24 protein-coding genes and 1 tRNA gene are annotated in these 24149 nt (G+C 68.1%); 10 read left to right on the top strand and 15 right to left on the bottom strand.

Annotated features, from left to right (window positions below; translation table 11 throughout):
- Nucleotides 1-61: 61 nt before the first annotated feature.
- On the bottom strand, nucleotides 62-1435 hold the full coding sequence (locus tag AC1RNC_RS01900) for a hypothetical protein (RefSeq protein WP_492883259.1): 1374 nt from the start codon (nucleotides 1433-1435) through the stop codon (nucleotides 62-64).
- A 381-nt stretch (nucleotides 1436-1816) separates the two neighbouring features.
- On the opposite strand from AC1RNC_RS01900, the gene AC1RNC_RS01895 reads away from it, so the two are divergent.
- On the top strand, nucleotides 1817-2296 hold the full coding sequence (locus AC1RNC_RS01895) for a ribonuclease H family protein (protein ID WP_492883257.1): 480 nt from the start codon (nucleotides 1817-1819) through the stop codon (nucleotides 2294-2296).
- On the opposite strand, the gene AC1RNC_RS01890 is transcribed toward AC1RNC_RS01895, so the two are convergent.
- The gene (locus AC1RNC_RS01890; RefSeq protein ID WP_492883255.1) at nucleotides 2293-2664 is read right to left on the bottom strand and encodes a methylglyoxal synthase; all 372 of its coding nucleotides are present in this window, start codon (nucleotides 2662-2664) and stop codon (nucleotides 2293-2295) included. The two genes, AC1RNC_RS01895 and AC1RNC_RS01890, sit on opposite strands and share 4 nt — an antisense overlap.
- A gap of 168 nt (nucleotides 2665-2832) precedes the next feature.
- Between AC1RNC_RS01890 and AC1RNC_RS01885 the strand changes: the two genes are divergently transcribed.
- The gene (locus AC1RNC_RS01885; protein WP_492883253.1) at nucleotides 2833-4062 is read left to right on the top strand and encodes a pyridoxal phosphate-dependent aminotransferase; all 1230 of its coding nucleotides are present in this window, start codon (nucleotides 2833-2835) and stop codon (nucleotides 4060-4062) included.
- Between the two features lie 13 nt (nucleotides 4063-4075).
- Here AC1RNC_RS01885 and AC1RNC_RS01880 read toward each other — a convergent pair whose 3' ends face one another.
- From AC1RNC_RS01880 to AC1RNC_RS01870, 3 genes are all read right to left on the bottom strand, one after another.
- On the bottom strand, nucleotides 4076-5674 hold the full coding sequence (locus tag AC1RNC_RS01880; RefSeq protein WP_492883251.1) for a peptide chain release factor 3: 1599 nt from the start codon (nucleotides 5672-5674) through the stop codon (nucleotides 4076-4078).
- Between the two features lie 18 nt (nucleotides 5675-5692).
- Nucleotides 5693-7183, bottom strand: coding sequence for a DUF1570 domain-containing protein (locus tag AC1RNC_RS01875; protein ID WP_492883249.1), 1491 nt, complete (start codon nucleotides 7181-7183; stop codon nucleotides 5693-5695).
- Between the two features lie 115 nt (nucleotides 7184-7298).
- Nucleotides 7299-9680, bottom strand: coding sequence for a TonB-dependent receptor (locus AC1RNC_RS01870; protein ID WP_492883247.1), 2382 nt, complete (start codon nucleotides 9678-9680; stop codon nucleotides 7299-7301).
- Nucleotides 9681-9919: 239 nt separating this feature from the next.
- Between AC1RNC_RS01870 and AC1RNC_RS01865 the strand changes: the two genes are divergently transcribed.
- Entirely contained in the window at nucleotides 9920-10057 is a 138-nt protein-coding gene (locus AC1RNC_RS01865) for a hypothetical protein (protein WP_492835127.1), read from the top strand.
- 4 nt (nucleotides 10058-10061) lie between these two features.
- Here AC1RNC_RS01865 and AC1RNC_RS01860 read toward each other — a convergent pair whose 3' ends face one another.
- Together AC1RNC_RS01860 and AC1RNC_RS01855 are read right to left on the bottom strand one after the other, a co-directional pair.
- A complete protein-coding gene (locus tag AC1RNC_RS01860) occupies nucleotides 10062-10442 on the bottom strand; it encodes a hypothetical protein (RefSeq protein WP_492836067.1) in 381 nt (126 codons plus the stop codon).
- Between the two features lie 147 nt (nucleotides 10443-10589).
- Complete coding sequence (locus AC1RNC_RS01855; RefSeq protein WP_492883244.1) at nucleotides 10590-10919, bottom strand: DUF1491 family protein; 330 nt, start codon at nucleotides 10917-10919, stop codon at nucleotides 10590-10592.
- 123 nt (nucleotides 10920-11042) lie between these two features.
- On the opposite strand from AC1RNC_RS01855, the gene AC1RNC_RS01850 reads away from it, so the two are divergent.
- Nucleotides 11043-11966: a hypothetical protein gene (locus AC1RNC_RS01850; protein WP_492883242.1), complete on the top strand. Its 924-nt coding sequence runs from the start codon at nucleotides 11043-11045 to the stop codon at nucleotides 11964-11966.
- On the opposite strand, the gene divJ is transcribed toward AC1RNC_RS01850, so the two are convergent.
- The gene (gene divJ, locus AC1RNC_RS01845) at nucleotides 11967-13718 is read right to left on the bottom strand and encodes a cell cycle sensor histidine kinase DivJ (protein WP_492835131.1); all 1752 of its coding nucleotides are present in this window, start codon (nucleotides 13716-13718) and stop codon (nucleotides 11967-11969) included.
- A 197-nt stretch (nucleotides 13719-13915) separates the two neighbouring features.
- Here divJ and AC1RNC_RS01840 point away from each other — a divergent pair, with 197 nt between their 5' ends.
- The 5 genes from AC1RNC_RS01840 to AC1RNC_RS01820 all read left to right on the top strand — a co-directional run bounded on the left by AC1RNC_RS01840 (nucleotide 13916) and on the right by AC1RNC_RS01820 (nucleotide 17028).
- Nucleotides 13916-14710, top strand: a complete 795-nt coding sequence (locus AC1RNC_RS01840) for a sensor histidine kinase (protein WP_492883240.1) — start codon at nucleotides 13916-13918, stop codon at nucleotides 14708-14710.
- 43 nt (nucleotides 14711-14753) lie between these two features.
- Nucleotides 14754-15194 (top strand): SufE family protein, encoded by a 441-nt coding sequence (locus AC1RNC_RS01835; protein ID WP_492883238.1) that lies wholly within the window; start codon nucleotides 14754-14756, stop codon nucleotides 15192-15194.
- On the top strand, nucleotides 15187-16137 hold the full coding sequence (gene trhO, locus AC1RNC_RS01830; protein WP_492883236.1) for an oxygen-dependent tRNA uridine(34) hydroxylase TrhO: 951 nt from the start codon (nucleotides 15187-15189) through the stop codon (nucleotides 16135-16137). The genes AC1RNC_RS01835 and trhO overlap by 8 nt, the downstream gene beginning before the upstream one ends.
- A gap of 53 nt (nucleotides 16138-16190) precedes the next feature.
- Nucleotides 16191-16640, top strand: coding sequence for a PA2169 family four-helix-bundle protein (locus AC1RNC_RS01825; protein ID WP_492883234.1), 450 nt, complete (start codon nucleotides 16191-16193; stop codon nucleotides 16638-16640).
- Between the two features lie 94 nt (nucleotides 16641-16734).
- A complete protein-coding gene (locus tag AC1RNC_RS01820) occupies nucleotides 16735-17028 on the top strand; it encodes an ArsR/SmtB family transcription factor (protein WP_492883232.1) in 294 nt (97 codons plus the stop codon).
- Between the two features lie 212 nt (nucleotides 17029-17240).
- Here AC1RNC_RS01820 and AC1RNC_RS01815 read toward each other — a convergent pair whose 3' ends face one another.
- Nucleotides 17241-17948: a hypothetical protein gene (locus AC1RNC_RS01815; RefSeq protein WP_492883230.1), complete on the bottom strand. Its 708-nt coding sequence runs from the start codon at nucleotides 17946-17948 to the stop codon at nucleotides 17241-17243.
- A gap of 185 nt (nucleotides 17949-18133) precedes the next feature.
- Between AC1RNC_RS01815 and AC1RNC_RS01810 the strand changes: the two genes are divergently transcribed.
- On the top strand, nucleotides 18134-18883 hold the full coding sequence (locus tag AC1RNC_RS01810) for a glucose 1-dehydrogenase (protein WP_492883228.1): 750 nt from the start codon (nucleotides 18134-18136) through the stop codon (nucleotides 18881-18883).
- A 60-nt stretch (nucleotides 18884-18943) separates the two neighbouring features.
- Here the strand turns inward: AC1RNC_RS01810 and AC1RNC_RS01805 are convergent, their stop codons facing one another.
- The 6 genes from AC1RNC_RS01805 to AC1RNC_RS01780 form a co-directional block, all read right to left on the bottom strand.
- Complete coding sequence (locus AC1RNC_RS01805; protein ID WP_492884370.1) at nucleotides 18944-19615, bottom strand: DUF6456 domain-containing protein; 672 nt, start codon at nucleotides 19613-19615, stop codon at nucleotides 18944-18946.
- Nucleotides 19616-19677: 62 nt separating this feature from the next.
- Nucleotides 19678-20049, bottom strand: a complete 372-nt coding sequence (locus tag AC1RNC_RS01800) for a helix-turn-helix domain-containing protein (RefSeq protein ID WP_395442938.1) — start codon at nucleotides 20047-20049, stop codon at nucleotides 19678-19680.
- A 120-nt stretch (nucleotides 20050-20169) separates the two neighbouring features.
- Nucleotides 20170-21105 (bottom strand): hypothetical protein, encoded by a 936-nt coding sequence (locus AC1RNC_RS01795; protein ID WP_492883225.1) that lies wholly within the window; start codon nucleotides 21103-21105, stop codon nucleotides 20170-20172.
- A gap of 15 nt (nucleotides 21106-21120) precedes the next feature.
- On the bottom strand, nucleotides 21121-22053 hold the full coding sequence (locus AC1RNC_RS01790; RefSeq protein WP_492883223.1) for a sugar kinase: 933 nt from the start codon (nucleotides 22051-22053) through the stop codon (nucleotides 21121-21123).
- A 2-nt stretch (nucleotides 22054-22055) separates the two neighbouring features.
- Nucleotides 22056-23840, bottom strand: coding sequence for a DUF885 domain-containing protein (locus tag AC1RNC_RS01785; RefSeq protein WP_492883221.1), 1785 nt, complete (start codon nucleotides 23838-23840; stop codon nucleotides 22056-22058).
- A 111-nt stretch (nucleotides 23841-23951) separates the two neighbouring features.
- Nucleotides 23952-24026: transfer RNA gene (locus AC1RNC_RS01780), tRNA-Gly, on the bottom strand.
- Nucleotides 24027-24149 lie beyond the last annotated feature (123 nt).

Raw genomic sequence — 24149 nt, 5'->3', positions numbered from 1 at the left:
TATCTTTGTTGGCCGGCCTTCCGCCGCCCCTTCTCCCGCTTTGGGAGTGTTCCGTTTCGGATCAGGCGGCCTGAGCCTGCTTCAGCCGTTGCAGGCCCTGTGCCGCCAAGTCCGTGAGCGAGCGCAAACCCAGCTCGGAAAAAACGTCGAAGGCGCTGGCCAGGGCCGCGCCGGCGCGCGCCAGGCGACCATCGTCGCGGCCGGTGATCTCGACCCGGGCCTCGTAGAGGCGGGCCAGGTTCATCTGGGCCACGGCCCAGCTGGCCGGATCGCGACCGCCGGGCGCGGCGGCCAGCTCGGCCTTGAAGGCCATCTCGGCGGCGTCCAGCACCGCGAGATCGGCGGTCAGCTCGGCGCAACGCGCGAGACACAGGGCGCGGTTGTTGGCGACCACGGCGCGCAGGGCCAGGGCCGGCTGGGCCTTCAGCACCTGGGTGGCGCGGTCATAGGCCGAGACGGCCTGCTCGAAGGCGCGCTCGCTGGTCGAGGCTTCGCCCAGGGCCTGCAGCCCCGCGCCCAGCGACGCGCCGGCGCGGGCCCAGTCCATCGGGCTGTGCTCGATCGCCAGCACGTCGACGGCGGCGAAGTGAGCCTCGACGCCGTTGGTGATGTGGGTCAACTCGCCGTCCAGCTCGCCCAGCAGGACGAGGGCCTGACCACGCAGGCCTTCCAGGCGGGCCCAGCCCAGGGGTTCGAAGTCGGAGTCGAGCGCGCTGGCGGCCGTCTTGGCTTCGGCCGCGGCCAGTTCGGCCAGGGCGCGATCCTTCAGGCGCTCGGCGCAGGCCAGGATCAGTTCGATACGGGCGGCGCGCTGGTCGGCCAGCAACAGGCGGGCCGGACCGCCCTTCACCCGCTTGACGGCCGCCAGAGCGCGCAGCGGCGCCTCATAGGCCTGCACCGCAGCCAAGGCGCGGTCGACATTGTTCTCGGAGAGGGCGGCTCGGCCTTCGAGGCCGGCGGCCAAGGCGTTGCAAAGCGGCGTGCGCTGGCTGACCGGCGTGCGGGCCAGGGTGGCGGACGCCGCGGCGATCAGGCCCTCGTCGCCGAACAGGTCCGCGCCCAGAATGGCCAGAATGGCCTGCTCGCAGCGCGCCGCGGCCAAGGCCTCGGATCGGCGCTCGGCCTCGAAGATCTTCACGCCGGCCTCGGCCTGGGCCGCGCCCTTGCGCAGCGCGGCGGCGTCGCCGCCGCGGCGGGCCAGCTCGCGCCAGACGACGGCGGCCTCCAGCAGACGCGCGCCGCGATCCTTGGCGCCGATCCGGCCGGCGACCACGTCGGCCGAGCGGGCCTCATTGTTCAGCAGGCGCAGGTCGAGCAGCTCGAGCAGCGAGGTGTCCCCGCCGGTCAAACCTTCACGCCAGGCTCCCTTGGAGTCGGCGTCCACACCAAACAACCGCTTTAGATCCCGTCCGAACTCGAACATCGCCTTGCGCACTCCGCCTACGGATCGTCCCACGTCGGGACAGCCCGACGGAGGTTCAACGCACAATCAGCAAAACCGGAGCCAGCGACTTTAACAAGTGGTTAACAGGTGTTTACAGCGCGTTAGCCATAAATATTTTCCATATTTTTACACCTTGCTTCAAATTTCGGCCAATTTGGTTGAACATGTAGTGAATTGGCACACTTCTTGCTTTGCCGAATACAAGCAGAGCCGCCGATCGACGCGACTTGTTAGAACTTTGTTCATTGAACTGAAAATGACGTTAACCATAAGATTTAAGCCCTGGTTTACCTTTCGTTCACGGGCGCCCTCCCCTTCTCGCGGCGAAGCAGGCTAGAACCGGGCCAGGAACGCCTTTTCTGGAGCCCACCCATGGCCGCTGTCACCCTGTGGATCGCCAGCGTCTGCCGTCCCGATCCGGGCTATGGCGGCTGGTCCTTTGTGCGGCGGCTGGACGGCGAGACCGGCGCGGCGGCGATCAAGGGCGCGGCTGGCGGCGAGCGGCGCACCAGCGCCGCGAAGATGAGCCTGACGGCCCTTGCCGAGGCGCTGGACTGCCTCTCGGACCTACCCAAGGACACGCCGGTGATCCTGCGCTTCGCCGATCCTGATCTGGCCGCGGAACTGGTGGCGTCCGACGGAGCCTACGCCACGGCCGAGCCGGAAGCTTGGGCCGCCGCGCGCGCCGCGCTCGCGGGCCGTCCCGTTCTGGAACTGGTCCCCACGCCGTCCTCCGCCCCGGCGAACGGCTTTCTGAACGCCTGGGCCGATTTCGGGCTGGACACGGCCAAGTCGCGCGGCAGCTTCAAGGCCGCGATCCCGAGACCGAACCTGCTCAAGTTCCCAGGCTAGGCGCCCACGATCAGGTCCGCCGTCGCCGGATTGCAGGCGAACGGGATGTTCGCCAGGGTCGCCATGCGGATCAACGCCTTGACGTCGACGTCGTGCGGTTGCGGCGACAGCGGGTCGACGAAGAAGATCAGCACGTCCAACCGCCCCTCCGCGATCATCGCCCCGAGCTGCTGGTCGCCGCCCAAGGGACCGCTCTTCAGCCGCACCAGATCAAGATGCGGCAGCGCGTCCAGGATCCGGCCGCCGGTCGTGCCGGTGGCGAACAGCGCCTTGTCCTTGAGATAGCCTTCGTGCGCCACGGCCCAGTCGACCAGAGCGGCCTTCTTGTCGTCGTGGGCCACGAGACCGATGGCGAGGGGAGCGGGCATGGCGCGATTCCGGAACGGCTGGGGCCGCACTCATTTCGCGCCCCCGCGCCGATGGCAAGCATCGCTGTGCTCGCGGCTTGAGCACGGCGCGCTTTTGCGCCGGCCACCTCTTGCGCCCGCCGCCGGAGAGGTTCGTCCTGAGCCTGTCGGGCGATGGGGAGAACGATCATGACCAAACGGATGACTGGCGAGCCGGCGCTGGGGCGCCGATCCTTTCTGCGGAGCGCGGCCTTCCTGGCGGCCGCGGCGCCAATCCTGACCGAGGCCCAGCTGGCCATGGCCGCCCAGGCGAGCACGCCGCCATCCGGCATGGCTCTGCACGGCCAGAGCCCCAACGCGCCGCCGCCGGGCATGACGCTGATCAACGCCAACGAAAACCCGCTGGGTCCCAGCAAGGCCGCGTGCGACGCGATCGCCCGGGTCGCCCCCTTGGGTGGGCGCTACGACCTGAACGGCGAGACCGACCTGCTGGCGCGAACCTTCGCCGCCCAGAACGGCCTCAAGCTCGAGAACGTCGCCGTCTATGCCGGCTCGTCCGAGCCCCTGCACTACAGCGTGCTGGCCTTCACCTCGCCCACGAAGAGCTTCGTCACCGCCGATCCGTCCTACGAGGCGGGCATGTACGCGGCCAAGACCAGCCAGGCCAAGGTGGTGAAGGTGCCCCTGACCGCCGACTGCGCCCACGACGTCAAGGCCATGGTCAAGGCCGACGCCCAGGCCGGCGTCATCTATATCTGCAACCCGAACAACCCGACCGGCACGCTGACCACCAAGCAGGACATCGTCTGGGCGCTGGAGAACAAGCCGGCCGGCTCCATCCTGCTGGTCGACGAGGCCTATATCCACCTGACCGACGCCCAGGACACCCTGGACCTGGTGGCCGCTGGCAAGGATCTGATCGTCCTGCGGACCTTCTCGAAAATCTACGGCATGGCGGGCATCCGCTGCGGCTTCGCCGTCGCCCGGCCCGACCTGCTGGCCAAGCTGACGCCGTTCGGCCAGAACGCCATGCCGATCACCGGCTCGGCGGCCGCGCGGGCCTCGCTGGAGGACTCGGACCTGGTCCCGGCCCGCCGCAAGATCATCGGCGACACCCGCCGCGACACCCTGGCCTGGCTAAAGGCCAACAACTACAAGGTCATCGGCGATCCGCAGACCAACTGCTTCATGATCGACACCGGCCGCAACGGCAAGGCGGTGTTCGCGGCGATGAAGGCCAGGAACGTCCTGATCGGCCGCACCTGGCCCATCTGGCCCAACGCCGTCCGCGTCTCGGTCGGCACGCCCGAGGAGATGGCCAAGTTCAAGGTCGCGTTCAAGGAGGTCATGGACGCCAAGCCGATGGCGTTGGGCGACCACGCCCAGCACGCGGAACTGGACTACTACGCCACCCTTTAGGGCGGCGTAGCGGTTACGCCCGTTCCTTCGTCCGCTCGAAGCGCACCTTCGGGTAGCGCTCGGCGACGTAGCCGATTTCCCAGGACGACTTGCCCAGGAACACCGGCTGCTCGTCGATGTCCTGGCCCATGGCCGACTTGTGCTTGTTCACGAAGTCCTCGACGTCGGCCTTGTCGCCGCCCAGCCAGCGGGCCTCGGCATAGGGGCTGGCTTCGAAGATGCACTCCAGCTGGTATTCGTTGGCCAGGCGATCGGCCATGACCTCGAACTGCAGCTGGCCCACGGCGCCGACGATGAAATCGCTGCCGATCATCGGACGGAACAGCTGGGTGACGCCCTCCTCGGCCAGACCTTCCAGCGCCTTCTTCAGGTGCTTGGCCTTCAGCGGATCCTTGACCCGCACGCGACGCAGGATTTCCGGAGCGAAGTTGGGCAGGCCGGCGAAGCGCAGGGTCCCGCTCTCGGACAGGCTGTCGCCCACCCGCAGGACGCCGTGGTTGGGGATGCCGATCACGTCGCCGGCGAAGGCGTCCTCCGCCAGCTCGCGGTCGGACGCGAAGAACATGATCGGCGCGTTGACGCTCATGGCCTTGCCGGTGTTCTGGGCCTTCAGCTTCATGCCGCGCGTGAAGCGGCCGCTGGTCAGGCGCAGGAAGGCGATCCGGTCGCGGTGGTTGGGGTCCATGTTCGCCTGGACCTTGAACACGAAGCCCGACACCTCGCTGTCGCCCGGGGCGACGTGGGTCTCCACGCCGTTGCGCGTGGCGGCGGCGGGCTTGGGCGCGGGAGCGTAGGCGCCAATGCCGGCCAGCAGTTCCGAGACGCCGAAGTGGCGCAGGGCCGAGCCGAAGAACACCGGCGTCATGTGGCCTTCCAGGAACGACTGCACGTCGAACGGCTTGCTGGCCTCGGACACAAGCATCGCGCCCTCCTCGACCTCGGCCTGCTCCTCGGGCGTCAGGTACTGGACCACCGCGTTGGAGTTGAAGGCGACGGGGGAAGGGTGGCCCTCCTCGTCGGTCGAGCTCTTCTTGGCATAGGGCACGAACTTCTTGCCGCGCAGATCCATCATGCCCTTGAAGCGGCCGCCCGAACCGGCCGGCCAGTAGAGCGGCGCCGGGTCCAGGGCCAGCTTGGACGAGACCTCGTCCAGCAGTTCGAACGGATCCTGCGCCTCACGGTCCATCTTGTTGATGAAGGTGATGATCGGGATGTCGCGCAGGCGGCAGACCTCGAACAGCTTCAGGGTCTGAGGCTCGATGCCCTTGGCCGCGTCCAGCACCATGATCGCCGCGTCGGCGGCCGTCAGGGTGCGGTAGGTGTCTTCCGAGAAGTCTTCGTGGCCAGGCGTGTCCAGCAGGTTGAACATCAGGCCGTCGTGGTCGAACGTCATCACCGACGCCGAGACCGAGATGCCGCGCTCGCGCTCGATCTTCATCCAGTCCGACTGGGTGCGGCGGGTCTGGCCGCGCGCCCGCACGGCGCCGGCGGCCCGGATCGCCCCGCCGGCCAGCAGCAGGTTTTCCGTCAGGGTCGTCTTGCCGGCGTCGGGGTGGCTGATGATGGCGAAGGTGCGCCGACGGGCGGCTTCAGCGGCGGGGGAAGAGCTCATGCGCGGGGACTAGCCCCATCAGCCCTTTTTGTCACCTTCCGACGGCGTATCAGTCGGTCGCCGACGCGCCAAGGCCTCGTCGAACCGCCTTTTAGCCTCGAGCCGTTCGGGGCCGGCGTGCGGATCATTGAACACCGGCTGCACCATGGCGGCCGCCTCGTCGAAACGTCCTCGCCGCATCAAGGCGTCCGCCGCGGCCATACGGAACGGCGCCACCTGGGGCGCCAATTCCTGAGCGCGCAGCAGCACGTTCACAACATTGTCGCTGGGATAGCCGGGCTCTCCACGCCGGCTGATCCCGTAGTCGAACAACAGCAGCGGATTGTCGCGATCCACGGCGAAGCCCTTGCCGAACCAGTCGCGCGCCTCGTTCAGCAAGCGCTGCGCCTGGGCCGGCTCCGCCGCCGCCTGCCGCATGCAGGACCAGCCGAGTGTCTGCAGGGCCTCCACGTCGCGGGGGTCGATCTCGATCCGCCGCTTCAGAAGCGCCTGGGCCTTCGCGCGATCCCCAAAGTCGTTCTCGGCCCGCGCGAGCGTCATGTCCGCCAGCCGATCGCCGGAGTAGCGCGCGGCTCGATCCCGGATCATGGCCAGGACTTGCGGACGCTCGTCCGGCGGCACGCCCATCTTCAGGCGCTGGTTCTCGAGCAGCAGATCGTCCGCCGAGTCGGGCAGACGCGTGACCGGCGACGGCGTCGTCGTCGAGGGCGGTCGCGACATCCGGCGCCCCGGCAGGGCGTCCATGTAGCGACGAAGCACGAGCGGCAGCCTATCCAGCGGCGCGTCGACGGCTTCGGACATCAGGGCCACCGGATCGCCGCCCGCCGCGACCGCCTCGGCATAGCGAGCCAGGCGCGCCAGTCGCTCAGGATCGGACATCATGTAGTGGGTGAGGAGCCAGGATTGCGCATAGAAGGCGGCGATGTCGGATCGATTGCCCCAGAGGGCCCTCCGCCCCAGAATATCCTCGAACGGCGTCCAGCTCGTGCCGCGCAGCCAAGCTATGCGGGGACTGGTGACGCCCAGCTCGACAGCGTCGGGTTTGAAGCGGGCGGTCGAGAAGTATTCAGCGTAACCCTCGACCAGCCATGACGGATAGGCGGCGGGCGCGTGCTGCATCATGAAATGATGCGTGTACTCGTGGAACAGCACGCGGCGACCACGCTCCTCCCCGTCGTCCACGCTCATGACCGCGAAGACATCGCCGACGGATGCGGAGTAGAAGCCGCTGATGTCCTTCGACAGGGTCGGCCTTACCTTGCGAAGATCGATGTCGCGCGGAACCAGATAGATCGGCAGCGGCCGGGCCTGCCGCGCGTCGACACCGTGTAGCTCCCGGAGCAACCCATCGAAGTCCTCGAGGTCCCGCGCCATTTGCGTGAGCACCCGCTCGCTCACCCGCCCATACAGGGAGAAGGATCGCGTTTCCGTGTGCAGCCAAGCCGCGCTCCCGAGCGCCACGGCCCTTCCAGCGCGGAGCAGGAGAGGCGCGGCGGCGACGCTGGTCACGAATATCCGCCGCGACATCCTTCGACTCATCACGCCACTCCTCGGTCACTCAAGCCACGACGCGATCTGACATGCGATCGCGTCGTGACACAACCTCGCCGCGCGGACTTGCCCGTCAGAACTTCGCCGACACGCGGGCGTACCAGAGGCCGCCGTCGGTGTCGTAAGGCGCGTTGCGCGAATAGATCAGGCCGCGCGAGGCCTGGAACGTCGCCTCGTCCGGATAGGTGTCGAACAGGTTTTCGGCGCCCACCGTCAGCTTGATCGCGTCGGTGACCTGGGCGCTGACCGACAGGTCCACCAGGGTCTTGCCCGCGAAGTTCTGAATCAGGTCGGCCGCGCCGTTGGCCTGGGCGTCGGTCCACTCGCCCGACCAGCGAGCGCGGACCATGCCGCTGAAGATGCCGCGCGCGTAATCGAACGACACGTTGGCGGCGTTCTGCGGCAGGCCGTTTTCCAGATTGATGCGGGCCAGGTTCGAGACCTCGGTCAGCTTGGAGCGGGTGACCTTGGTGTCGTTCCAGTTCCAGGCCGCCGTGACGCCGGCCCGGCCGCCCAGAAGCTGGCCGCGCCACGAGCCGACCACGTCGACGCCCTGGGTGCGGGTGTCGAACGAGTTGGTGAAGTAGCTGACCGTCGTCAGGCTGTCGGCGCCCGGGACGCCGGCCGCGACCAACTGGGCCCGCAGCGCCGGCGTCACGGTGAAGTTCGGCGACACGGCGAAGCGGTTGTCGACCTCGATGCGGTAGTAGTCGACCGAGGCGGTGAAGCCGCCCTGGCGGAAGACCGCGCCGAACGAAAGGTTCTTCGATTCCTCGGGCTCGAGCGGCTTGCCGCCCAGGGCCACGGAGATCGGATTGATCGGCGACAGGCGGCCTGAGGTGAATAGCAGCAGGGTCGTGGTGTTCAGGCCCTGCGAGGTGCGGGTGTTGTTGATCTGGCCCGCCGTTGGGGCGCGGAAGCCGGTCGAGACCGCGCCGCGAAGGGCGAAGTTCGGCGTGAACTCATAGCGCGCGGCGATCTTGCCGTCGGTGGTCTGGCCGAACTCCGAGAAGTCCTCGTGGCGCACGGCGATGTCGGCGTCCAGCTTGTCGGTGATCGGCAGGTCAAGGTCGACATAGGCCGCGTAGCTGGTCTGGTCCCACGCTCCGGCCTGGCTGGGCGCGTAGCCCGGGAAGCCGTTCGAGCCGCTGGGCAGGCCGGCCGGCGCGCCAGGGCCGACGTCCCACGAATAGCGGTCGCCCGCCTGGATCTTGTAGGTCTCCTTGCGGGCTTCCAACCCCAGGGCCAGGTTGGCCGGCTTGGCCAGGACTGACCAGTCCAGGGGGCGCGAGGCGTCGAAGTTCAGCGTCTTCTCTTCCTGGATCAGCGCACCGGCGTCGAAGCTGGTCGGCGACTGCGGACCGAACGAGGCGTTGATGCTGTTGTTCAGGAAGTAGTCGACCTTGTCCTTGCCCCAGCCAGCCGACAGATCCCACGACCAGCCCATGGCGTCGCCGCGCAGGCCGCCATTGACCGAGGCGTTGGTCTCGTCCTGGCCGAACTTCGGCGAGAAGCCGGCCGGATAGATCTGGCTCAGCGACCAGCCGGGGAAAACGGGGCTGGTCCTGTACGAGGTGTCGGTTGACGGGTTGCGCCAGTTGAAGTCGGTGACGCCGTGCAGGTCGCTGTAGGTGGCGAAGCCGTAGGCCTCGACCGCGTCGCTGATCGGCAGGACCAGGTTCAGCGAGCCGCGCCACACCTCACGGTCCGGCTGGCCCCAGCGCTGTACGGGGTTCGGCACCTTGATGCTGGGATTGGCGGCCTGGAAGGCGATGGCGTCCGGACGCTGGCGAGTGCGCGAGGTCGCCTCGGCGTTGGTGTAGTCGATCGCGCCGACCAGGCTGCCGCCCTTGCCGATCGCCAGGCCGTAGCGCGCGCCGATCTCGGTCTTGTCGCCGTCGCCGGCATAGTAGCGACCGAACTGGCCATAGCCGTCGAAGCCGGTCTTGTCGCTGAGGATGATATTGATCACCCCGGCGATGGCGTCAGAGCCGTACTGGGCCGAGGCGCCGTCGCGCAGCACCTCGATGCGCTCGATGCCGCTGGTCCCGAGGGACGCCAGGTCGACACCCTGCTGGCCGCGTCCGCCCAGCACCGCCGAGCGGTGGCGGCGCTTGCCGTTGACCAGCACCAGGGTCTGGTCGGGCGAAAGGCCGCGCAGGGTGGCCGGGCGCACGAAGGCCTGGCCGTCGGCGGCCGGCAGACGCTGGACGTTGAACGACGGCGTCGTCGCCGCCAGCTTGTCCATGATCTCGTCAGAGACGGTGTTCTTCAGCGCTTCCTGGCTGACGACGTCCACGGGGGCGACCGACTCGAAGGCCGTGCGATCGACGCGGCGGGTGCCGGTGACGACGACGGTGTCGACCTCGGTGGCGGTCGCCTGCTGAGCCGCCTGCTGGGCGTGGGCTTGGCTGGAGAGGGCCAGGGCGAGCGCGCCCCAAGCGACCGTGGACATGAGCTTCATCGTCAACCTGCACTGGAGAGTTTCAGCGCGGCGTAGCGGCGGGTCTTGTCGAGTCGGCGACGGTAAGACGTCGGTTTGATGAAGCCTCGCACACCCGCGTTCTTCTGAAAGCCGCAATTCGCCCGGAAATGGGTCAAAATGCCCCTATTCGAAGAATGGGTTTGGAGTCATGCTTTCCATATTCGGCACCGGCGGCGTCAGATCGTCGGGCGAATGGAGGAAATCGAACGATGGCCCTGCTTGACCATCACCGCGCGCCCGGCCGACAACATCCGGCCAACAGCGCGCTCTGCTTCGGCGTCACCCTGGCCGGACTGGTCGTCCTGGCCGTTACGCTTGGCTGGTTGATGACCCTGGTTCGATTCTGAGGCCCTAGGCGGCCAGGCGCCGCCAGACCTGACGATCGGCTTCCAGGTTGGTGAGCGCGCCGGAATTCTGGCGCTGCAGCAGCGCGGCCATGATTTCGATGCTCAGCTGCGCATAGCGAACCTGAACGTCTTCCTTGCGGCAGCCGCGGCCCGGCGCGATGAACAACGCGGCATTGACGTCCGGCGCCTTGGCCACGATCAGCGCCGCCAGGCGCTCGGCTCGCTCACGGTCCTTGTGGTGCAGCAGCGGCTCTTCCGCGAACAGTTCCTTGCCCAGTTCGCCGACATAGTTGAGCGACAGCGCGGCGAAACGGTCGCGCGCCATCGGGGGCGCGAGGTCGGCCGCGTCAAAGCTTAGAATGACGTCGTTCATGAGAAAAAGCATGGCGGATACTGGCTGCTGAACTCTGGGGAGGGGGTTCGAAAGCTCGCGCAGCATGCCCAAAATGAGCTTTAGGTCCGGTTTAGGAGCAGGGTTAATGGCTCCCTAGAGTCGAGTTCTCCCCAATCCTTCCACCGATATTGAAAGCGCCTAGGGCTCCACCGGCTCGGTCAGGAAGTGACGGCCGTCACGGTCCTCGATCTCCACCACCCATACGTCCGGGTCGATTCGGGCGGCGCGCTCCGCATAGGCGTCGAGATCGGGCTCGAATTCGGAACGGACCGGCTGCATCCAGAAGCGCTCGCCGTCACCGCGCGTGGCTTCGCTGTAGAGCCGCGCGGTTCCGGCCCGGCGGTCGACGATCTTGACCAGCACCGCCCCGGCCCGCGCGTCGCCCTTGCGGGCGACCATGGCGAAGGCGCCGCCCAGTTCGGCGCGGCGGATCAACGCGCCGACCCAGATATCCGTCGAAAGAAGCATCGCTAACCGAACCGCAACCCCACGGGGCGCATAGGTCGCCCTCTAAGTCTCGAAGCATACGAGAAAACCTCGCCCCTCCACTCCCTTAAATGAGAGAGCGGAATTTCCAGGAGTTGACGCGCGATGGCCGCCGAAACCGGCTTCCACTTTCGGCTATCGCGCTTCGGGACGCCCCAGAAAGGTCGCTGGGCGCGATGGATCGGGGTGTTGATCGGTCTGACGGTCGTGGCCGTTCCGACGGCGCTGTACGCCAACGCCGCCGACCAGCTCTACGAACGCACGCTGATGACCGCGGCCGACGGTCGCTGCAGGCTGTTCACGCCTACCGTCTCGGTCGCCCTTGACGCCTCGCGCGCCCAGGCGCGCGGTGCGACCCTGCGCTCCGGCGCCAGCGAACTGCAGGTCACCGCCCTGGAGCAGCGCGCCCGCGCCAAGGCCGCTGGCGCGGCCTGCGATTCCAAGGACCTGATCCTGGCCGCCTCGCGGGTGAAAAAGGCCTTCGAAGGCTATACCCAGATGCTGGCCATGACCTATCCGGGCGATGTCGCGTCCTGGAAGGCCGAGCGCTCGGTGTCGGCGACCATCCCCGTCTGGCGGCTGTCGCAGCCAGCGACCTTCGGCGGCGACCGTCTGATGTTCGGCCTGGTGGGCCGCAACCTGGCGCTGACGGCGGTGGCGACCTTCGACAACGGCCAACGCCCCTATGCGGCGCGGATCATCATGCGGGACACGAGCCGGACCCTGGGCCCCTACATCGCCTCCAACGCGGGTCGGAACCTGGCGGCCAAGGTCGCGCCGCGTAACGCCAGCCTGGTGTTCGCCGCCCAGACCCGCGAGGAATCGCCCCTCACCCTGCTGCCGACCAGCGCCAAGACCGGCCTAGCCTTCCGTTTCCCGCCGGCGGCGATCGACTCCATGTTGAAGCTGGATCCGCGCGAGGCGGTCACGGTGGAGTTCGTGTTCCAGGGCCGCGGCGGCGACGAGGTCACCCGCAAGGCCTATATCGAGGTGGGCGATTTCGCGGCGGGCTGCGCGTTCCTGCGCTGATCAGCGCGGCGCGAAGGCGATGACATTGTCGCCCAGGGCGGTCGGCGCGGGCTTGGGCTCGCCCTCGATCGGGGTTTCGGCCGGCGGCGCGGGCTCGGTCAGGGTTTCCAGCGTCACCGATTTCAGAGGCGCCAGCAGCACCGGCAGGCGCACCGCCACGCTGGTGCCCGCGCCCAGGCGGCTCTCGATCGTCATCTCGCCGCCGTGCAGCTTGGCGAAGGCGCGGACCAGGGACAGACCCAGGCCCGTGCCCTTGGCGCGTTGTTCGACGCCGCCGGCCTGCTCATAGGGACGACCCAGGCGTTCCAGGTCCTCGGGGCTGATGCCGACGCCGGTGTCGGCGACGATGATCTCCAGCACGCCGTCATAGCCGTGGGCCGTGACCGTCACCTGGCCGCCGCGCGGGGTGAACTTCAGGGCGTTGGAGACGAGGTTCAGCACGATCTGCTTCAGGGCGCGGCGGTCGGCGTCGACCTCCAGCTCGCCCGGCGGCAGCACGCCACGCAACTGGACGCCGGCGCCGTCGGCCTGGACGCGCAAAAGGCGCATGGCCGCCTGCACCGCCTCGCGAGCGTCGAACACGCCGCGCTGCAACTCGAAGCGCTCGGCCTCGATCTTCGACATGTCCAGCACGTCGTTGATCAGGTCCAGCAGATGTCCGCCGCTCTCGTGGATCAACTCGGCATATTCGGCGTAGCGGTCGCTCAGGGGGCCGAACATCCTGGCGCGCATGATGTCCGAGAAGCCCATGATGGCGTTCAGCGGCGTGCGCAGCTCGTGGGACATGTTGGCCAGGAAGCGAGCGCGGCCGGCGGCCAGGGCCTCGGCGTCGACGCGAGCCTGATCCAGAGCGGTCTCGCGGTTTCGCTCGACGGTGACGTCGCGCAGCAAGCCCACCAGTTGATTGGGCGCGATGCGGGCCAGATCCAGGGCGACAGTGCGCTCGACGCCCAGGGCCGGGTTGAAGGTCAGGCTGGCCACGCCCTCGCGGTGGGCGGCGGCGATGGCGGCGGTCAGCCGCTGGCGATCACCCGGGGCGGCCGCGCCTGTCAGGCCACGATTGACGAGGTCGACAGTCGTGACGCCGCGCGGCGGCGCGCCGCGCACGGCGGTCACCTGGCCTTGCCCGCGAATCGCGATCGCCAGCTGCGGCAGGCCGTCCAGCAGGCTCTCAAGCCCGATGATCTCGGAAGCATAGCGGTCGTCGCGCGCGCCCTGGCGGCGGCGACCGATCAAGAGGCCCGCGGCCAGGCCGAGGCCCGTGGTGACCAGGGCCAGAAAGCCCAGCACGAAGGCCACCGGGCCCGTCGGGGCCGGCGGGGCCAGGCCCGAAAGCTGGGTCAGGGCGGCGACGCAGCCGCCGATCAGGGCCAGGGCCGCGCCCTCGGCCAGACGCTTGGGTTGGTCCAGGGTCGAGGCCGCCGCGACGGGCGCCAGGCACCAGGCCGCCATGGCGCCGGAGACTCCGCCCGTCAGCACCGCCGCCAGCGAGCCGCCCACGGCCCACAAAACCAGCAGCACCGACTGGGTGCGCTCGTCGTCGCGTGAGAAGACCAAGGCCACAAGGGCCGGGACCGCGCCGGCGCCCAGGGCCGCCCAGACGGGCCAGCCGCCGGCGCTGTTGGCGAACAACGTCGCGGCCGCGGCCAGGCAGATGGCCGCCAGCCAGCCCAGACGCCATGCATGCGCGGGGTCCAACCCCGCCTGGGGGGCGGGGCGTCGGATCGGGTCTGGAAGCGTTTCGAATTCCAAGGGCCGGTCGACTTGCAAGCGCGGCGGGGAGGCGCCGTCGTCAAACCTTAACGCGAGGGAGCCCTTCCCTCCAAGGCCGCACAATCGTTAAGCGATCTTTCCTCGTGGAAGCGCTGTGGACGGAAACGGAATCGTAAGCGCGAGCCGGCATCCTCCGGGTCCGAAGTCACTACGGACAGAAGGTCCGGGAGTCCGTCATGCCAGAACCGGTGTCCCTGGACACGCTGTCCGACCGCACCTTCGCGGACTCCGACTCGGCCGATCGCCGGGCGGCCGCGAACGAGCGCCGCCGCCTGGCCCTCGACGATCGCAAGCGGTCGTTCCTGCGCATGGTCAGCCACGAACTGCGCACCCCGCTCAACGCCGTGATCGGTTTCTCCGAGATCCTCTCGCACGAACTCTACGGACCGCTCGGGAACCCGCAGTACAAGGAATATGCGGGTATCGTGCACGAAAGCGGCATGAAGCTCCTGAAGCTGGTCAACCAGATCGTCGAGATCGCCCGCCTGGAGGGTCACGTCACCGACATCGAGATGACGCCCGAGCCTCTGGACGAAGCGCTGGACGACGTGATCGACGGCCTGAGGGCCGAGATCCGACGCCGCGACGTCATCGTCCACGTGGTCAATCAGGGCGCCCTGCCGGCGGTCATCGCCGATAGTCGCGGCCTGCGGACCATGCTTACCAATCTCCTGCAGAACGCCGTTACGCACTCGCCCGCCGGGGGAGTCGTGCATGTCGCCGCCGGCAAGATCGGCGGCGAGATCGAGATCACCATCCGCGACCAGGGCCCCGGCGTGGAGAGCGCCGAGCTGCCGCGCCTGCTGCAACCGTTCGAACAGGGCGGCTCGGCCCTGACCCGTTCCAACGAAGGCGTCGGCCTGGGCCTGCCGATCGTCGACCTGCTGTCGCGGGCCATGGGCGGGCAGCTGAAGCTGTCGTCCAGCCTGGGCGCGGGGTTCCTGGCGCGGCTCATCCTTCCCGTCGCGTAGGCGCAAGCTTGCCTTGAACCGGCGCGCCCCCTAATTGGCCGCCATGACCAGTCCGATTGACGCCGCCCTCAACGACCTCGCCGACGAGTTCGAGCTCCTGGGCGACTGGGAAGAGCGCTATCGCTACGTGATCGAGCTGGGCAAGGAACTGGAGCCCCTGACCGACGCCGAGCGCTCGGAAGACAACAAGGTGCGCGGCTGCGCCAGCCAGGTGTGGCTGGTCACCCTACCCCAGGCCGACGGGACCCTGGCGTTCAAGGGCGACAGCGACGCCCATATCGTCAGCGGCTTGGTCGCCATCATGCTGCGCCTCTATTCCGGCCGCACGCCCGCCGATATCGTCGCCTTCGACGCCAAGGGCGCGATGGACAAGCTGGGCCTGTCCGAAGCCCTGTCGTCGCAACGCTCGAACGGCCTGAAGTCGATGGTCGCCCGCATCCGGCGCGACGCCCAGGAAGCCCTTGGGACGCCCCGCCTTGGCTGAGTATCGCGTCGCGGCGCTCTATCGCTTCACGCGGTTCGAGGATCCGGCGGCGATCCAGGGGCCTCTGGCGGCCTTGTGCTGTCGCCTCGGCGTCAAGGGCACCCTGCTGCTGGCCCGCGAGGGTCTCAACGGCACCATCGCCGGCGAGGACGCCGCCATCGAGGCGGTGCTGGAGCACATCCGCGCCCTGCCCGGCTGCGCCGATCTGACGCCCAAGACCGCCTGGGCCGAGCGCATGCCGTTCTACCGGATGAAGGTCCGCCTCAAGAAAGAGATCGTCACCCTGGGCGAGCCGGACCTGGATCCGACCGACGCCGGGACCTATGTCGAGCCCGCCGACTGGAACGCCCTGATCGCCGATCCCGACGTCGTGGTGATCGACACCCGCAACGACTACGAGGTCGCCGTCGGATCGTTCGCGCGCGCGGTCGATCCCAAGACGGCCAGCTTCTCGGAATTCCCCGCCTGGTTCCGCGACTATCGCGCGGGCCTGGAGGCCAAGCGTGGCCCGGACGCCCCGCCGCTGAAGGTGGCCATGTACTGCACCGGCGGCATCCGCTGCGAGAAGTCGACCGCCTTCCTGAAGGCCGAGGGGGTCGAGCAGGTGTTCCACCTCAAGGGCGGCATTCTCGACTATCTGGAGCAGGTGCCCGAACCCGAAAGCCTGTGGCGCGGCGAATGCTTCGTGTTCGACGAGCGGGTCGCGGTCGGTCACGGCCTGTCGCAAGGCGCTCACGTCCTGTGCCGCGGCTGCCGGATGCCGGTCAGCGTGGAGGCCCAGACCTCACCGCTGTATGTCGAAGGCGTCGCCTGTCCGGCCTGCCACGACCAGCGCAGCGAAGAACAGAAGGCCCGCGCCGCCGAGCGCCATCGCCAGGCCCGGCATTGCGAGGCCCTGGGCATCGATCACGTCGGCGCCACTTTTCCTTCAAGGCCAAGCTGAACGCTTCGCCGTCGCCCCGCGTTGACCCGGCTCCCCTTCTCTAGGAGAGCCCCATGCATACGAACGAAGACCACATCAAACTCGTCAATGGCCTGGTCGAAACCACCATCGACAGCGCCGATGGCTATGCCGAGGCCGCCAAGGACGCCGACGCCTCGCGCTACAAGGATCTGTTCGAGCGCCGCGCCCAGGAACGCCGCTCTATCGCCTCGGAACTGCAGGACGAGGTTCGCCGCCTGGGCGGCGAGGCCAAGGACGACGGCACCATCCTGGCGGCCGCCCACCGCGTCTTCCTGAACCTGAAGGACTCGATCACCAAGGGCGACGAGGCCGTGGTCAACGAGGTCGAGGCCGGCGAGGACCACATCAAGGCCAAGTACGAAAAGGCCCTGCAGGACACCGACGTCGACGCCCAGACCCGCACGGTCATCGAAAAGGCCTGGACCTCGGTGAAGTCCGGCCACGATCAGATGCGCGATCTCAAGCTGTCGTTGAAGCACTAGGTTCAGCGCCAGAACGGCAAAGGGCGGGATCGAAAGGTCTCGCCCTTTCGCATGGGGATTTGCCTCCGCGCTCGACCGATCGCATATGAAGGCCATGGAAGACGCGTCGCGCCCCGTTCTCGATGAACGCCAGGTCAATCTGATCGCCAAGGCCCTGGCCGAGCCGCGTCGACGCCAGATTCTCAAGGAGGTCGGCGCCAACAGCGCACCAACGGCCTGCGGGGCGCTCGCCCAGCACGTGGCGGTCAGCGCCGCCACCTTCTCGCATCACATGAAGGAGCTCGAGACGGCCGGCCTGATCCGCATTTGCCGCCAGGGCAAGTTCGCGTTCCTGATCCTGCAGCGCGACGTCCTCAACGCCTACCTCGCCCAGCTGGCGGAGATATGAAGACGGCGCGATAGGCTCTTCTAAATAGCAGGGCTGCGGGGAGGCATGGTCGTCTGCCGGAGCCTTGGCTTATTTGAAGGGCGTGTGCGACATGCCGGGCGGCTCAAACACCGAGGCCCGCATGGCCGCATCGTAGGTCGCATCCAGCCGCGATCGTTTCGCGGACCATCGCCGCCATCGCCATGCTGTCGTGCTGAAGCGCTTGATCCTCTCTACGCCCTAGACGTGACCCGCACGCCGCTGAAATGGGCCAGCGTGCCGGGGCCGATCCAGAGCGCCACGGCGCCCTTGGCGTCGGCGCCGTGCTTGAGGTCGCCGACGATCAGGGTCGGCTGCTCGGCACCGTCGACATGTAGCCGGGCCTTGGGGCCCGACACCACGATTCGCACGTGCGTCCACCGACCAGGTTCGAGATCGACATAGGTCTCGTACATGGCTGGGGCTTCGGCGCGCAGCCGCTCCCAGGGATAGTCGGGGTGCGAGATGTATTGGACGGCATGGTTGCGGCGTAACTGGTCGTCGGCCCGGCCGTTGGTCGGACGCAGATAGATGGCCTCCAGCTTGGCTTCCTCGCGCACCCGAAAGGCCACGCCCACGAAGCCTCGCGCCGTGGCGCTGGCTGTCACGCTCGGGGCGCCGCTTATCCAGGCTTCGATGACGCCGTCGCCGAAGGCGGGCGTGTCCAGCACCACCAGCCGGTCGAGCTCGGGGACGTTTTCCAACGCCGTGGCGCGCAGGGCGGGATGGCCCCGATAGTCCGTCCGCGCCGTCTCAACGCCGATGGCCCGGATCGCTCCGGTCTCCAGGCCCGTCCCGACGGCGACGCGTGGCGCGGCGAGGGCTGCCAGGGAGCTGGCCGAGGCTATCGACAGCGCGGCGCCGCCGATCGCGGCCCGACGGGTTTGAGCATTGCCGGACATTTGAGGCTCTTGGTGGTGGGACCACGCCACTTTCATCGTCACGCATGGCCGCATCAAGGCCATGCTTGGCGGGCGAACCCGACAGCCCGTCAGAAAATCTCTCGAGCCTCGCTCATTGAATCACTTCGATGATTATCTAAATGTCGAAGCATGCGCCGTTTGGGCGCCGAAGAGTGAGAGAGATCATGAGCAAGCTTGCTGGCAAGACCGCCGTCGTCACGGGCGCCTCGAAGGGCATCGGCGCGGCCATCGCCAAGGCCCTGGCCGCCGAAGGCGCGGCGGTCGCCGTCAACTACGCCTCCAGCCGTGAGGGCGCCGACAAGGTCGCAGCCGAGATCATTGCGGCGGGCGGCAAGGCGATCGCGGTCCACGGCGACGTCGCCAAGAGCGCCGATGTCACTCGGCTGTTCGACGAGACCCACAAGGCGTTCGGCGGCGTCGACATCCTGGTGAACAACGCCGGCGTCTATGAATTCGCCGCCCTGGAAGAGGTCACCGAGGAACACTTCCATCGCCAGTTCAACATCAACGTCCTGGGCCTGCTGCTGGCCACCCAAGAAGCGGCCAAGCGCTTCGGCGCCGATGGCGGCAGCGTGATCAACATCAGCTCGGCGGCGACCACCGTCGATATCCCGACGGCCTCGGTCTATACCGCCACCAAGGCCTCGGTGGACTCCATCACCCGCGTCCTGGCCAAGGAGCTGGGTCCGCGCAAGATCCGCGTCAACGCCATCTCGCCCGGCGCGGTCGAGACCGAAGGCACCCACACCGTGGGCATCATCGGCAGCGATCTGGAGGCCCAGATGATCGCCCAGACCCCGCTCGGCCGCCTGGGCCAGCCGTCGGATATCGCGCCGGTGGCGACCTTCCTGGCCTCGCCGGAAAGCTTCTGGATCACCGGCGAGATCATCGCCGTGGCCGGCGGCAACCGCTAACCGTTTGTCTGGAGCGCGTCCGGGCGGCGAACCGCCCACACTTCGCCTGACGCGCTCACGTCACGCCATCCGATAGTGCCGCGCCAGGCGCTGCAGGGCGAGTTTCAGGACCGTCTTGCCCGCCCGGCGCGGCAGCTTCAGCGACCGCTCGGCCGTCTCCAGCGCCGAGCCGAGCAAGCAGACTCGCTCAAGGATTTCCCGCAGCCCCGGGCCCACCGCCGCCAGCGCCTTGGTGATCCGCTCGCGGGTCGCGATGTCGCGTTCAGCCGGCGCCAGGCCGGAGCGGCCGCCGTCGACGCGAGGCGTCGCGTCCCAGCGCATGGTCATCCGACCTTGCGTCCCCAGGCTCTCGAATTCCTCGCGCAGCCGCTCGCCGGCGGCGGCTTCGATCGGCGTCAGCCAGGGCTGACCGTCCCCATCGCGACGACGCGCCAGCCAGGCGATCGGCGACTCGCCGAGATTGCGCCGCACCGGGCCGCCGGGGCCGGCGACCTCCGCCTCGATCACGCCCGGCCGTCCGGGTGGCGGCGGCGGCGCGACAGGCTCCGGCCGCGCCGTCATCGTCCAGCCGCCCTGGGCGCGCGGCCTTAGCGTGGCCTCGCGGGCCAACGCCTGGAACGCCGCCTCGTCCAGGGTCAGCATCACGCAGCGACGTCGGCTGGCGCCCAGGCGCACGCCGTAGCCCGGTCCCCTCGCCTCGACCACCGCGCCGGGACGAGACAACAGCCGCATGGCGCGGTCGGCCAGACGGCGGGCTTCCAGCTCCGCCTCGAAGACCTCGTCGGGGGCCGCGCTCACGCCGGGATCTCCTCGGCATGGGCCGGCGCCTGCCGAAGGCAGGCTTCCAGGTCCGAGAGGCGGCGATCGAAGGTCACGTCCTCGCGCATGTCCTCGATCTTGCGGCAGGCGTGGCCGCAGGTGGTGCGGTCGCGGCCGAACGCGAAGGCCACCCGCGCCAGCGACCAGTGGAAGGTGATGTGGGTCAGGTAGATGGCCAGTTGCCGCGCGCGGACGGCGGCGTGGGTGGCGCGCCGGGGCGCGCTGATCTCGACCGCCGGCACCCCGGTGGCCAGGGAAACGAGATGGGTGACAAAGCCGACCGTCAGGCGGTCGCGGCGGGGATCGGGCGTAATCGCCCAGATGTCCTCAAGGGCTTCAACCAACATGGCGTCCTCTCCTCCCTGCCGCGAGCGCGGCGGGCGAGGACTACTATAGGTATATTTTCATAGAGAGAGGAAGATATTCCTATTTCACTCAAACTTTACGCGCCTAAGGCTTTGATTTCCCTATGCTGCGATAGCCTCTACACCCGCAATCGGACGGGCATTCGTCCGTCGTTCGTCCGCGATCACACCCCGTTCGGCGACGGGTGTCGGAAGGGCGATTCGCGTCGCGGGCGCCTGGTCGAACAGCGCCTGCATGCCTAACAACCAGGCGTCATCCACGACCGTCCCGGCAAGGCGCAGGCGTTCGCAAGCGCGAATGGCCTCGTCCGCCCCGACCCTGGGGTTGGCCGCCAGAAGGTCCGGCGAACAAGCGTCTCGCACCGCCTGGGTCACCGTGAACGGCGCGGGCGGCCCCTCCCGCAACCACTGTTCCGCCAGGTGAAAGCCGTCAGCGCCGAACAGGCGCATCATGTAGCTGGTCTTGGCTTGGATCTGGATCCCGCCCTTCCGGTCGACCGCGATCATCGGGAACGCCGGGGCCAGCGACGGCAAGGCCGTGTTGGCGTAGAAGGCCATATCCCAGTAGCCGCTGGCGATCCGAACGAAGTGCGCGGCGTCCCGCACCAGGGCCAGTCCCGACTCCTTCATCGGCAGGATTTCGACCTTGGCCTTCCGCACGTCGACGGTGTCGTTCGACACATCGACATACAGCGCGCCCAACTGGATCGCGTTCTGGAAATACCGATCGCGCAGAGCGCCCCAGACCATCCGCCCTTGGCCGCCGTTGTCGAAGAATGCCTTCAGCGCCCGCTCACCCGCCGATCGGGGCTTGGCGGGCCGTGCGTTCAGCCGCGACAGGACATCGATCGTGATCTCCAGGCACATGCCATAGGGGTAGGGTTTGCCGTAGCGTCCGCACGCTTCAACCGCCAAGGCTTGGTCGGTCTCGCCGCGCAGGGCCAGGAACGTCGCCTCAAGAGCGGGAAGCGCGGGGATCAGGAAGCGCTTGGTCAGCGCCGACTGCAGGCGGTCGGCGTTGAGATCGAACTCACGCATGGGACTTCTGGATAACTAGACGCCTTCGAGGGCGACACCATATGGCAGGATAGCACCTCGGTGCGAGACCACCAGCGCAGCCAGCGCGTGCGCGCGCCGCACCGCTTCCGGAATGGGGAGCCCCTCCAGCCGCGACGACAGGTAGGCGGCGTTGAAGCTGTCCCCTGCCCCCGTGGTGTCGACGGCCTTCACCCGGCCCGGCGGTGGCGTCGCCGTGCGGCCTTCCGGCTGGTGGACATTGACCGCGTGGCTCTCGTCGCGGGCCACCACCTCGGCGCCGGCAAGGGCCCATTCGGCGGCCAGATCCTCGGCCTCGCGGCCGTAGAGCGGGCGGCTGTCCTCGCTGCTCAGCGAGATGTAGCGGCACGACGGCACGACGCCGTCCAGGGCCGCGCGCGCGGCCTCGGGGCTGGGCCACAGGGCCGGGCGGTAGTTGAAGTCCAGGGCCACGGCGACGCCCAGCGAGTGGACATAGGCCAGAATGTCCTTCAGCCGCGCCCGGCCGATGTCACCGACCACCGCCAGGGTCACGCCCGACAGGTAGACAAGGCCGCTGGCCTTGGCCGCCTCGATCAGCTGGTCGGCGGTGTGGGCCGAGAACAGGTCGCGGATCGGGGCCCGCTCGCGCCAGTAGTGGAACTTCCGCTCGCCGTGCTCGTCCAGGACGATGGCGTAGAGGCCCGGCAGACGGTTCTCGACCTGGCGGACCAACCGCGTATCGATCCCCTCGCGGCGCATGGCCGACAGTACGCCCTCGCTGAACGGATCGCCCTGCCCGAGCGCCGTGCAGTAGGCGACCTCATCACCCAGCCGCGCCATGTAGATGGCCGTGTTGAAGGTGTCGCCGGCGAAACCCATTCGATAGATACTGTCGGCGCTCCCATTCTCCGGTGAAGATTCTGGCGAGAGCTCGACCATGCACTCGCCCAGCACTGTGATCCTGGCCACGCTCAGTCCTTCTTCTTGGCCGGTTGGGCCTGGGATTGCTGGTCGATCCAGGCGTCGATCCGGGTCTCCAGCACCGCCAGCGGCAGCGAGCCGTGCAGCAGCACCGCATCGTGGAAGCCGCGTTCGTCGAACCTGTCGCCCAGCCTGGCCTCGGCCCGCTTGCGCAGGTCCAGAAGCCTCAGCTCGCCGATCTTGTAAGCCAGGGCCTGGCCGGGCCAGGAGACATAGCGCTTGAGTTCGACCTCGATATTGGTCGGCGACAGGGCCGTATTGTCGGTGAAGCAGGCGCGGGCCTGCTCCAGGGTCCAGCCCTTCCAGTGCATGCCGGTGTCGGCCACCAGGCGGCAGGCGCGCCACATCTCGTAGGACAGGCGGCCGAAGACCTCGTAGGGGTCGCGATAGATCCCCATCTCCTCGCCCAGCCATTCCGAATAGAGGCCCCAGCCCTCGCCGAACGCGGTGAAGTAGAGGTTGCGGCGGAACTCCGGAACATTGATCTGCTCGGCGGCCAGAGAGATCTGGATATGGTGGCCGGGCGCGCCCTCATGCAGCACCAGGGCCGGCAGTTCGTACAGCGGTCGCTGGTCCAACTCCGAGGTGTTGATCATCAGCCCGCCGGCGCGACCGACCTTGGCGTCGCCGCCGAAGTAGCGGCCGGTGGTGTAGCCCTTCTCGATGCTGGCCGGCACCGGCCGCACGCCGTAGGTCAGGCGCGGCAGGATCCCGAAATGGGCTGGCAACTGATCGTCGGCGCGCTTGGCGATCTCGCTGGATTTCTCCAGCAACTGCTGGCGGCTGGTGGCGTAGAAGCGCGGATCCTTGCGCAGCATGGCCAGGAAGGCCGGCAGGTCGCCCTGGAATCCGGCGGCCTTCATGGTCTCCTGCATACGGGCGCGGATGCGGGCTACCTCGGACTGGCCGATGTCGTGGATCTGGTCCGGCGTCAGGGTGGTGGTCGTGTGCCGGCGGGCCAGGAAGGCGTAGTAGCGCTTGCCGTCTGGCAGGTCCGAGGCCGCCAGGCTCTTGGCCGCGTGCGGGACGTACTCGTCGTTCATGAACTTGAGGAAGGTGGCGCGGGCCGGGGCGACCTTGTCGGTCATCGCCTTCTCGCCCTCGGCCACCAGCGCCGCGCGCGTCGCCTCCGGGATAGTGGCCGGCAGGCCGCGCAGCGGCGTCATCAGCGGATCATCGGCCAGCGGCGTGGCGACGGCGCGCTGGGCGCGCTCTTGCACCGCCTGGGCGGTCGGAATGGCCTGGACGAAGCCGGTCTTCACGCCGCGACGGGCATTGTCGATATTGGCCGCGTACCAGCCGGGCATGCTGTTCAGCAGGCCGATCCAGCGCTTGGCCTCGGCCTCGCTCTTCAGCTTCATGCCGCTGGCGCGGTACAGCATCATGACGTCGAAGCCGCCATCGCTGCTGAACGGCATCCGCGACTCGTCGTAGCCGGCGGCCTCGATGCGGTCCTTGACGGTCCACGCCAGCAGGTCGCGGGTCAACATCTCCTCGTCGGAGAGACCCTTGGTGTCCATCGACGACAGGGCGCTCGAGATCGCGTTCAGCTTGGCCAAGCGCTCGGCGTCCGCAGCCGGCGAGACATCGGGCAGCCGCCAGCGGCTTTCATTCGAACCGCCGGAATCGGGATCCTCGTCGGCGGCGCCGAGCGCCTCGTAACGGGCGACCAGGCTGGTCAGGGTGTCGGAGGGCGCGGCTGACACGGCCGAAACGACCAGGGCGGCGAGACAGACGCCGGCCAGGGCGGCGCGCCAGGGTGCGATGCGAGTCATGAGGCGCAGCTTAGGCGAACGCGGATCGCCCGGCGACACGCGAATCGCTCACGGCAATCCCTTGGCGAGGACTGATCAGAGGCGTCTGAATTTTCAGAAGATGATCGAGAATGGAGCGGGCGAAGAGATTCGAACTCTCGACCCCAACCTTGGCAAGGTTGTGCTCTACCACTGAGCTACGCCCGCCCATTCGCGAGATATATAGTCGCTCCATTCCCCCGGTAATTCCGAAAGAATGGAGCGGGCGAAGAGATTCGAACTCTCGACCCCAACCTTGGCAAGGTTGTGCTCTACCACTGAGCTACGCCC

The organism is Caulobacter sp. GW822-FHT01G02 (genome assembly GCF_058802865.1).
Note: the sequence above shows the minus strand (reverse complement) of the source record. Positions and strands in the feature narration are given on the sequence as shown.